The 9,666-nt window shown below is 60.6% G+C and carries 6 protein-coding genes and 1 tRNA gene; 3 read left to right on the forward strand and 4 right to left on the reverse strand.

The annotated features are described in order from the left end of the window. Positions 1–195 precede the first annotated feature (195 nt). Positions 196–570 carry a hypothetical protein gene (locus NZN28_RS12700; RefSeq protein WP_295398717.1) on the reverse strand — a complete coding sequence of 125 codons (375 nt, stop codon included), beginning with the start codon at positions 568–570 and terminating at the stop codon, positions 196–198. Between the two features lie 171 nt (positions 571–741). Next, positions 742–818 (reverse strand) — tRNA-Pro (locus tag NZN28_RS12705). Between the two features lie 312 nt (positions 819–1,130). On the opposite strand from NZN28_RS12705, the gene NZN28_RS12710 reads away from it, so the two are divergent. Next, positions 1,131–3,701: a G8 domain-containing protein gene (locus NZN28_RS12710; RefSeq protein ID WP_295398718.1), complete on the forward strand. Its 2,571-nt coding sequence runs from the start codon at positions 1,131–1,133 to the stop codon at positions 3,699–3,701. A 342-nt stretch (positions 3,702–4,043) separates the two neighbouring features. Here NZN28_RS12710 and ligA read toward each other — a convergent pair whose 3' ends face one another. After that, positions 4,044–6,044: an NAD-dependent DNA ligase LigA gene (gene ligA, locus NZN28_RS12715; protein ID WP_295398719.1), complete on the reverse strand. Its 2,001-nt coding sequence runs from the start codon at positions 6,042–6,044 to the stop codon at positions 4,044–4,046. 645 nt (positions 6,045–6,689) lie between these two features. Here ligA and NZN28_RS12720 point away from each other — a divergent pair. Then, complete coding sequence (locus tag NZN28_RS12720) at positions 6,690–7,823, forward strand: BMP family ABC transporter substrate-binding protein (protein WP_295398720.1); 1,134 nt, start codon at positions 6,690–6,692, stop codon at positions 7,821–7,823. Between the two features lie 107 nt (positions 7,824–7,930). Further along, complete coding sequence (locus tag NZN28_RS12725) at positions 7,931–9,475, forward strand: ABC transporter ATP-binding protein (protein WP_295398721.1); 1,545 nt, start codon at positions 7,931–7,933, stop codon at positions 9,473–9,475. Here the strand turns inward: NZN28_RS12725 and NZN28_RS12730 are convergent. Further along, the coding region (locus tag NZN28_RS12730) for a hypothetical protein (protein ID WP_295398722.1) at positions 9,465–9,666 on the reverse strand (202 nt) is incomplete at its 5' end. The genes NZN28_RS12725 and NZN28_RS12730 overlap by 11 nt on opposite strands.

The following is a 9,666-nucleotide window of genomic DNA, read 5'->3' on the forward strand; positions in this document are numbered from 1 at the left end:
TGTTGAATCAGGGCTGGCTTTTTAGGGGCATGGGATTGCACTGGGTGGGGGCGGGGTGGAAGGGGCCAGGCGGTTTGTGCGGCTGCCCAGGCGCTGGGTGGTGGAGTGTTCGTATGCCTGGAGTTCAGCTTTTTGCGGTTACGACTCGGTGGTCGTCAAACATTCGAGACTTTACAAATGGCCGGTTTGCAAAGTCTAGCGCGGGTTGGGAACCAGGGTTGCAATCTGGATTACCCTGGCGTTGCGAAACCACAGCTCGCAACGATTAACCGAGTCAAAACCGGTTCGAACCCGCACCTCAAAGTGTGCGACCTCGCCCGGCATCAAATTTCGGTCTTTCAGGGGTGCTGAGTTGCTGGCCATGCGGAGGCCCGGCCCCACCACCCACACATTGGCCCGCAGGTCCTGCAAGGGCCGGGCGCTGATATTTCTGACTGTGCCCTGCACCAGTACGCCCCGAGCAAAGGCTTTGCAGCTCCAGGAGACCACCCTCAGACGGTACCCGCTAGACTGGCCTGCCACCATACTGCCGATGGCAAGGGCTACCAATAGGATGAGCCAGCGTTTCATGGTTTTACTTGGCTATATGCATGGGTATGGTGAGCGCGGGGCCTTGCTTGTGTACCAATACAGGGCAGTCTATCGCAGACTTGAGTTTCACAAATCGTTATTTGAAGCCCGTGAGAAAAGCACCGGCAGGCTTGTTGCAAAAAAAGAAACCTCACCCATCGTGAGGTCATGTGGTCGAGGAGACTGGATTCGAACCAGCGACCCCCTGCTCCCGAAGCAGGTGCGCTACCAGGCTGCGCTACTCCTCGGCATCAGCAGCTTATGAGTATAGAGCGGACGCGGAGCTTTGTCTAGGTAAGTGCTGAACTCGAGCGTGAGCGGGGTCTTTTTCGGGTTACAGGTGTGCAAGGCTCTGGCTTGGAGATGAGGCAGAAATTATCGCCAGTCCCCTGGAGTGCGTCGGCAGGCTCACGTGGAAGAGCCTAAATGGTGATGTGAGGCTAAACCCTGTCTTAATCAGGACCAAACAAGCGGATGAATGGGCCCTAGGTATCTTAGGAAACGGATTTGTTAGGCCTGCCATCTCATTTTTGGTGATTACCCATGCCTGGAGAAGACCCGTGAAACACTGGCTATGGCTGATGATTGTGCTAAGTGTTGCTGCTTGTAAGTTGCAGGACGCTGGAGCCAATCCGCCTCCGGGGGGGCCCAATCCCAGCCGGTCGGGGGTGTGGTCGGACCCCAAAACCTGGCCCAGCGGACAGGTGCCCCGGGCAGGCGAGGTGGTCACCATTCCGGCTGACCTGGCCGTCACCCTCGACATCAGCCCCCCGGCCCTCAAGGGAATCAACATCTATGGGATATTGCGCTTCGACAACAAGGACTTACAACTCAGCGCCGACTGGATTATGGTGCATGGCCGGCTCGAGATTGGCACCCCCAGCCAGCCCTTTCGCAACCGGGCTGTCCTGACCCTGACCGGCAACAACCCCGGTGAAAGCATCATGGGCATGGGCAGCAAGGTGATTGGCGTGATGATGGGGGGTGTTTTGGAGGTGCATGGGGAACCCCGCAATGGCTGGACCAAACTCAGCGGGAGCGTGGCCGCTGGGGCCAATCGCATTACCGTTGTGGATGCTGGCGGCTGGCGGGTGGGCGACCGTATCGTGCTGGCTTCCACCGACTACAACCCCGAGCAGGCCGAGGTCAGAACTATCGCCGCCATCACCGGCAACACCATCACCCTGGACACCCCCCTCCGCTACCCGCACTTTGGCGAGGTTACCTTTGGGGTGGATCAGCGCGGCGAGGTGGGCTTGCTGAGCCGCAACATCACCATTCAGGGGGACGAGACTTCCAGCCAGAGCGGCTTTGGCGGCCACATTATGGCCATGTCGGGGGGCAGCCTGCGCATCTCCGGCGTGGAGCTATTTCGCATGGGCCAGCGCAACCAGCTAGCCCGCTACCCCGTTCACTGGCACCTGATGGGCGACGCACCGGGGCAGTATCTGAAGCAGTCGTCCATCCACCAGAGCTTCAACCGCTGTGTGACCATCCACGGCACCAGCCGGGTGGAAGTGGTGGGCAATGTGGCTTACAACACCGTGGGTCATTGCTACTTCCTAGAGGACGGGGCCGAGACTAAAAACCTGCTGGAAAACAACCTGGGCATCCTGACCCGACGCCCCAACAGCCAGCAGGGCGAAAGGCCGGTCATCCCCACCGACAACAACCCCGCTACCTTCTGGATTACCCACCCCGACAACATCGTCAGGAACAATGTGGCTGCGGGCTCTCACCATACCGGTTTCTGGTATGCCCTGCCGGAAAACCCGACCGGCCCTTCGGCCACCAACACCATCTGGCCTCGCCGGACGCCGCTGGGCGAGTTCTCGGGAAATGTGGCCCACTCCAACTGGGATGGCCTCATGGTTGACCGCGGCCCCAACAAGGACACCCTGGCGTCCGAGACCACCTTCTACAACCCCCGCACCAACCCCGCCGATGGGCAGAACCAGTACGACAACGTCAAGAACCCGCCGGTTACGGCTGAATTCAAAAACTTTACGGCCTACAAGAACCGGGGCAACGCGGCCTGGCTCCGGGGCATCCACCACAAGGTGATTGGCGCCAGGCTGGCCGATAATGCCATTGGCGTGACCTTTGCCTCCTCGGAAAGCACCCTGGAAGACTCGCTGGTGGTAGGCGACAGCGCCAACAAGGGCTTTCCCGAAAACTGGGAGTTTCGCGGGGTGGATGGCCGCAGCCTACCGAGGCCCTGGGCGGCCAGCAGTGGCGGCCCCATTCAGGACAACTTCCCCATCCGGGGCTTCGAGTTCTACGATGGCAAAATCGGCTTCCGCAACGTGCAGTTTGTCAACTTTCAGCCGCTCCAGATCCAAAATGCTCAGGGTGGCCAAACCGCTACCCGTGAAGCCGGGGCCATGAGCTACCTGCGCTTTACCGCATTCGCCATTGATAGCCGCAACTTTGCCCAGGGGGCCCGTTTTGACAACGCCAAAGCCGTCTACCTTCCGCCCCGGCCTGAACCCACCCCCGAAGAAATCGCCAAGGATGAGAATTCCGATGGCTACCGGGGCAGCGTTTTCATTGATGCCGACGGCTCGGTGAGTGGAAGCCGGGGCCATGCCATTGTGCTCAACCACCCTTTCCTGCTCGATAGCAACTGCGTAATCCGGCCCGAGTGGAACGCGGGCATCTGCAACTATGGCTACGCCCGGCTTTACCTTTACAACGAAAGCAGCGGCAACATAGCCCCGGTCTCGCTCACGCGAAACGATGGCGGCAATCCGGTCTTCCGCATGTGGGGCAAGCCCAACAGCGGAGACAACCTCGAGTTTGGCGCCACCGTCATCAAAGGCCGTTCTTACACCCTGGGCCTGACGGGAAGTGTGCCCAACAAGCTCAAGCTGCGCTTTGACAACAGCGCTCCCGGCGAGTACATCAACGTGGTGCTGCCTTACAGCGGAGAACCCTCCATCTACCGCGACTACTGGATTGACAACCGCAACAAACTGCCGCGTGCAGCCTCTCGAGCCGAGTTCGACAGCAGCAGTGGAGACCGTTACTGGAGCGAGGACGGTCGCCTGTACCTGAAGTTGGTGGTGCGCAACCAGCCAGGCCGCGACTGGGCGGTGCTGGACGTTTGCCGCAACGACCTGTGCAGGTAGTAGCAGGTTTTGTCTGGCTGTGAGCCGGTACGGTTTGGTCTGGTGTATCGGGTTGAAGTCAGGTTTTGCCCACTGGCAAGACCTGGAGAGGCTGCTGGAAAGTAGGGGACCTTTGCCAGCCATGGCATTCGTGGGAAGCGGCATCATTCAGAGCGGCCCACATACACTTTGCACACTGTAGGAACGGAGATACGCTCGGGGAAGCGGGCAGGGGGTGGATGCCCTCTGCCAGCCTCCCTCCTTGTGTCCTTGAAAGTTGCATGTGCGCCCAGGGTTTGGTACTGGGGCCAACCCTCCTGTCTCGCCTTTGTGGCGCTGCGCTGCTCGCAAGAGGCCGGCTTTTCAGGATGCAGCATCCTGGGTTTTTGCCCGGAGCAGTTGGGTTAGACCGCTCTCGTCCAGCACGGGAACTCCAAGCTCCTGCGCTTTGGCCAGTTTGGAGCCCGCGCCAGGCCCCGCCACCACGTAGCTGGTTTTTTTGCTGACCGAGCTCGATACCTTTGCCCCCAGCGCCTCGAGCGCCCGCGCCACCTCGTCCCTGGGACGCGAAAGCTCGCCGGTGAGCACAAAGGTAAGCCCTTCCAGGGCGTTGCTTGTTTGCTTTTCCTTGGCCTCGAAACTGACCCCGGCGGCTCGCAATCGGTCAATAAAACGACGCATCTGAGGTTTGGCCAGGGCCTTGTGGATGGCTTCGGCGGTGACTTCGGCAATGTCCGGCACGGCATCCAGCTCCTCGACCGTAGCCGAGAGAACCCTGTCCAGGTGTCCGAAGCGCCGGGCCAGGGCCCGGGCGGTGGTCTCGCCCACCTGCGGGATGCCCAGGGCAAAGAGAAGCCGCTCGAGGCCCCGGTTCTTGCTGTTTTCAATCTGCTCAAGCAGGTTCTGGGCGCTTTTTTCAGCCATGCGCTCGAGAGCAATCAGGTCTTCTTTGCGAAGGCTGTACAGGTCGGCGGCATCTTTGACCAGCCCGGCCCCCAACAGCTGTTCAATGAGCTTTTCCCCCAACCCCTGAATGTCCATGGCCCGGCGGCTGGCAAAGTGGCGGATGGACTCAAAGGCTTTGGCCGGACACAGGGGGTTGGGACAGAGGTGAATCTTGCCCGAGAGCACCAGCTCGCTGTGGCACTCCGGGCAGGCCTGGGGCCACTCGACGGGCTTATGGCCCCGGGGCGCCTCGGTCAAAACGCGCAAAACCTCGGGAATGACCCCGCCTGACTTGTGCACCAGCACCGTATCGCCAACTCGCAGGCCCAGCTCCTGCACATAGCTTTCGTTGTGCAGCGTGACCCGGCTGACGGTGGAGCCGTCCAGCGAGATGGGCTCGAGTCCGGCCACCGGGGTCACCCGTCCGGTGCGCCCGACCTGAAAGACCACCTTCAAAACCCGTGTGGGCTTCTCCTCGGCGGGAAACTTGTAGGCAATGGCAAAGCGGGGGGTTTTGGCGGTGTAGCCAAGCTCGAGCCAGAGGGCCAGGTCATTGAGTTTGACCGTCACACCATCGGCCTCGAAGGGCAGCTCGCGGCGCTGGGACAGCATGGCCCGGTAGCCCTCCTCGATTCCCTTCACCCCCCGCACCACCCGGTGGTGGGGCTCTACCGAAAAACCGAGTTGCTCTAGTTTCCTCAAAAGCTCCAGCTGGGTGGTCACCCCAAAGCTCTCGGGCCTGCCCACCCCGTAGAACAAGCCGCGCAAGCCCCGCTCTGCACTAATCCGGGGGTCTTTTTGCCGGAGGCTACCGGCGGCGGCATTGCGGGGGTTTTTGAAGGGCGCGGCGCCCTCCTCCTCCAGCTTCTGGTTAAGTTCCAGAAAGGTTTGGATTGGCAGGTAAATTTCGCCCCGCACCTCCAGGTTCAAGGGCTCCGGCAACTCGCGGGGGATGTCCGAAACGGTGAGCAGGTTGGGCGTGACGTCCTCGCCGACCACTCCATCGCCCCGGGTCAGGCCCCGGCGCAATACGCCCTCGCGGTAGATCAGATTGACCGACAGGCCGTCAATCTTGTATTCCAGCACATATTCACGCGCCTCTTCGCGGCCTAGGGCGCGGTTGATGCTGGCCTCGAAGTTTTCAAGGTCTTCAGGGCCAAAGGCATTCCCCAACGAAAACATGCGGGTAGGGTGGGGCACGGCCTCGAAGGTGGTCTCATAGAGCTGGCTCCCCACCGTCTGGGTGGGGGAGTCTGGGGTGATCAGCTCGGGGTGCGCTTCTTCGAGTTCCTTCAGCTCACGCAACAAGCGATCGTATTCCGCATCGGAAATCTGCGGGTCGTTTAGCACGAAGTACCGGTAGTTGTGGTAGCGAATTTGCTCTCGGAGTTCTGCAACACGTTGCTTAGGCGTAGACATAACGAGATGGTAGCATTTTAGCTCGAGAAGATTATTCCCAGGCTTTGCATGGGTTCCTCTCCGTCAACAAAGGCTGGCAGTCCCCTCTTTCCAAGGGAGTTAAGTGCACAGTCGTAAAGATACCCATCCACGCCCACAGATTCCAAAGAGTGATAGCCCTCGAGCCGCGTGGAGAGGGTTGGGTCGGGCATCGGACATAACCCCCATCTGCTGGTTGCGTGAAGGGCCAGGTCAGCCACCCCACCTGGCCTCCCGTACAAGGTCGGAGAGGAGCCGAGCGAGTCCAGGCTGGGATTGACTTGATTTACTCAACGTGCAGGTGTGGTTATACGGCCTTTGATGCAACGAAGTAGTTGCGCCCAGACCTGAAGTTATCAGGCCAAATCAGGGTTCATCGCTCAAGTCCGGGCCAGGTTTTGTCTGTTGCGCAAGGCTATTGAAGGTTGAGGATGGTCGGGCGCCAGATTTCCTGCCCTGCGAGAGCATTGGACACGTCACCATGCTGACCAACGCCTACGGAACCCGTAAAGCACGGCTTGTTCTTTGTCAAGCCCCTTTCTAGCTACAGGGCTTCTGCTCTATAATGCCGGAGGCTAACAGCCAGTTTGAAACTTGTGACGACCACAAGTAACGGAGGCGAATCACATGAAGAAACTCGTGGTGTTCGGTGTGGCCTTGGCCACCGCACTGGGGCTGGGATTGGCCCAAGAGGTGCGTGTGGGCATGGCTTTCGACGCAGGTGGCAAAAACGACCGCAGCTTCAACCAATCAACTTTCGAAGGGGCCCAGCGCGCCGCCAAGGAGCTGGGGGTCAAGGTCTTCGACTTTGAGCCCGGCGACCCCGGCCAGGTGGGACAGGGCATTCGCCGTTTTGCCGAGGAGGGCTTCGACCTGATTGTGGGGGTTGGCTTCGCCAACGAGCCCTCCATTACCCGCAACGCCCAGGAGTTCAAAAACATCAAGTTCGCCGTCATTGACTCGGTGCCGTGCGAGGGCAAGTGCGACAATGCGGTGGGCCTGGTGTTCCGCGAGCACGAGGGTAGCTACCTGGTGGGCTACATTGCGGGCCGCACCACCAACACCGGTGTGGTGGGCTTTGTGGGGGGCATGGATATCCCGCTCATCCACAAGTTTGAGCAGGGCTACCGCGCCGGGGCCATCGCGGGGATGCGCGAGCGCAACATCGCCAACCCCCGCGTGCTGATCAACTATGTGGGCAACACCCCTGCTGCCTGGAACGACCCCGGCAAAGCCAAGGAAATCGCCAATGCCCAGGCCAAGCAAGGCGCCGACATCATCTACGCCGCAGCCGGCGCCTCGGGCCTCGGCGTGCTGGATTTTGTCAAGCAGCAGCGCTGCTTGAAGCAGTCCGACCTGCCCTCCGGAGTGCGCTTCATCTCCAACAACGGCTCGAACGTGCCCCGCTATGCGGCCTACAACCAATCCTGCCCTGCCGCCACCAGCCGCCCCATGTTCATGGTGGGTGTGGACGCCAACCAGAACTACCTCGGTGACACCGACAACAACCCCCGCACCCTGAACCACGTGCTCACCTCCATGCTCAAGCGGGTTGACGTGGCCACCTTCGACGTGATCAAGTCCGTCAAGGACAACACCTTCAAGGGTGGCGTGCGCGAGTTTGGCCTGAACAACAACGGCGTGGGTTATGCCCTCGACGATTACAACCGCGCTCTCATTCCCCAGGCGGTTATCAATCGCTTGAACGTGTTGCGCAGCCAGATTATCTCCGGCGCGCTCAAGGTGCCCGACAAACGCTAACCTGGCTTTGGGTATCCACGCCCAGGGAGAACTCCCTGGGCGTTTTGTGTGGCTTCACTGGGCTTGGGCCGGTGCCTGGGGCAGGCCTTGCCTGTATGATTGGGGGCATGGACGACACACTTTCCACCCCCACCTTGCATGAAAAGGGTGCGGTGGCCCTCGAGCTCAAAAACATTACCAAACGCTACCCCCTGGTGCTGGCCAACGACCACATCTCTCTGAATGTGCGCTGGGGAGAGGTGCTGGCCGTGGTGGGCGAGAATGGTGCGGGTAAGTCCACGCTGATGAAGATTGTCTACGGACTGGTCAAGCCGGATCAGGGCGAAATCTGGGTCAACGGACAAAAGGTGCAAATCACCGAGCCCGGCGATGCCATCGCGCTCGGAATCGGGATGGTGCACCAGCACTTCATGCTGGTGGACCCCTTCACGGTGCTGGAAAATGTGATTCTTGGCTCAGAGCCTGTATCGGGCGGTCAGCTCAACCTGGCGCAGGCTAGGGCCGAGGTCGAGGCTTTGATGAAGGAGCTGGAGTTCGACCTGCCCCTCGATACCCCGGTGGAGGAACTGCCGGTGGGTTTGCAGCAGCGGGTGGAAATCCTCAAGGCCCTGTACCGCAAGGCTAAAATCCTGATTCTGGACGAGCCCACCGCCGTTCTTACGCCCCAGGAGGCCGACGAGCTCTTCGACTTCCTGCGCCGCTTTGTGGAACAGGGCAACGCCGTCATCTTCATCAGCCACAAGCTGGCCGAGGTCATCAAGCTCTCCCACCGGGTCACCGTGATCCGAGACGGTAAGGTGGTTGGCACCGTGAACACCCCTGAGACCAACGTGGCCCAGCTGGCCCGCATGATGGTGGGGCGCGAGGTGATTCTGTCGGTGGACAAGTCGGAGGCCCGGCCCGGCGAAACGCTGCTCAAAGTGAGCAACCTGAGCATGCCGGGTAAGGACAAAAAACATCGTCTGAACGGGGTTTCGTTTGAGGTGCGGGCCGGGGAAATTGTGGGCATTGCGGGGGTGGAGGGCAACGGCCAGACCGAGCTGGTGGAGGCCATCACCGGCCTGCGCGCCTACGAGGGCACCATCGAGTACGCCGGTCAGACCCTACGGCCAAATGCCCGGGTGGTGCGCGAGTGGGGGCTCTCTCACATCCCCGAAGACCGCAATACCCGGGGGCTGGTGCTGGACTTTACCACCCGCGAGAACCTGATTCTGGGTGACCACTACCGGAAGCCCAACGCGGGCTTTCTGGGCTTCATTGACGCCGACCAGATTGAAGCCAAAGGCCGCGAAATCGTGGAGCAGTTTGACGTGCGCCCCCGCAGCACCGAGCTGGCCGCCCGGCGCTATTCGGGCGGCAATGCGCAAAAAATTATTGTGGGGCGCGAGCTGAGCCGTAAGCCCAAGGTGCTGGTGGCCGCCCAGCCGACCCGTGGGGTGGACATCGGTGCCATTGAGTTCATCCACGAGAACATCGTGAAGGCTCGAGACGCCGGCATGGCCGTGCTGCTGGTCTCTGCCGACCTCAACGAGGTGCGTTCGCTGGCCGACCGTATTCTGGTGATGTTCGAGGGTCGCATCATGGGCGAACTCAAGGCCAGCGAGGCCACCGAGGAAAAGCTGGGGTTGTTGATGGCGGGCATCACGGATTAGTAGAGCCGTTCAAAGGTGCTTGTGCAAAGCAGTTTTCTGAAAAACCAGGAGCTTGACCTGGGCTGGCTCTCCTGTCCCGCTGAGCCTCGCCGACATCGAAAGCCACAAAATCGTGCTCTTCACAGACGTGGCCGCCCACGAAAACGAGAAGGGACAAAGAGACGTGCCTCACCGAGGTGAGGCACGCTTGT

Source organism: Meiothermus sp., assembly GCF_025056915.1.
Classification (GTDB): domain Bacteria; phylum Deinococcota; class Deinococci; order Deinococcales; family Thermaceae; genus Meiothermus.

What these genes read in the sequence shown, in the direction of transcription:
- NZN28_RS12700 (WP_295398717.1), bottom strand. Translation starts at nt 570, where the DNA reads ATGAAACGCTGGCTCATCCTATTGGTAGCCCTTGCCATCGGCAGTATG.
- NZN28_RS12725 (WP_295398721.1), top strand. Translation starts at nt 7,931, where the DNA reads ATGGACGACACACTTTCCACCCCCACCTTGCATGAAAAGGGTGCGGTG.
- ligA (WP_295398719.1), bottom strand. Translation starts at nt 6,044, where the DNA reads ATGTCTACGCCTAAGCAACGTGTTGCAGAACTCCGAGAGCAAATTCGC.
- NZN28_RS12720 (WP_295398720.1), top strand. Translation starts at nt 6,690, where the DNA reads ATGAAGAAACTCGTGGTGTTCGGTGTGGCCTTGGCCACCGCACTGGGG.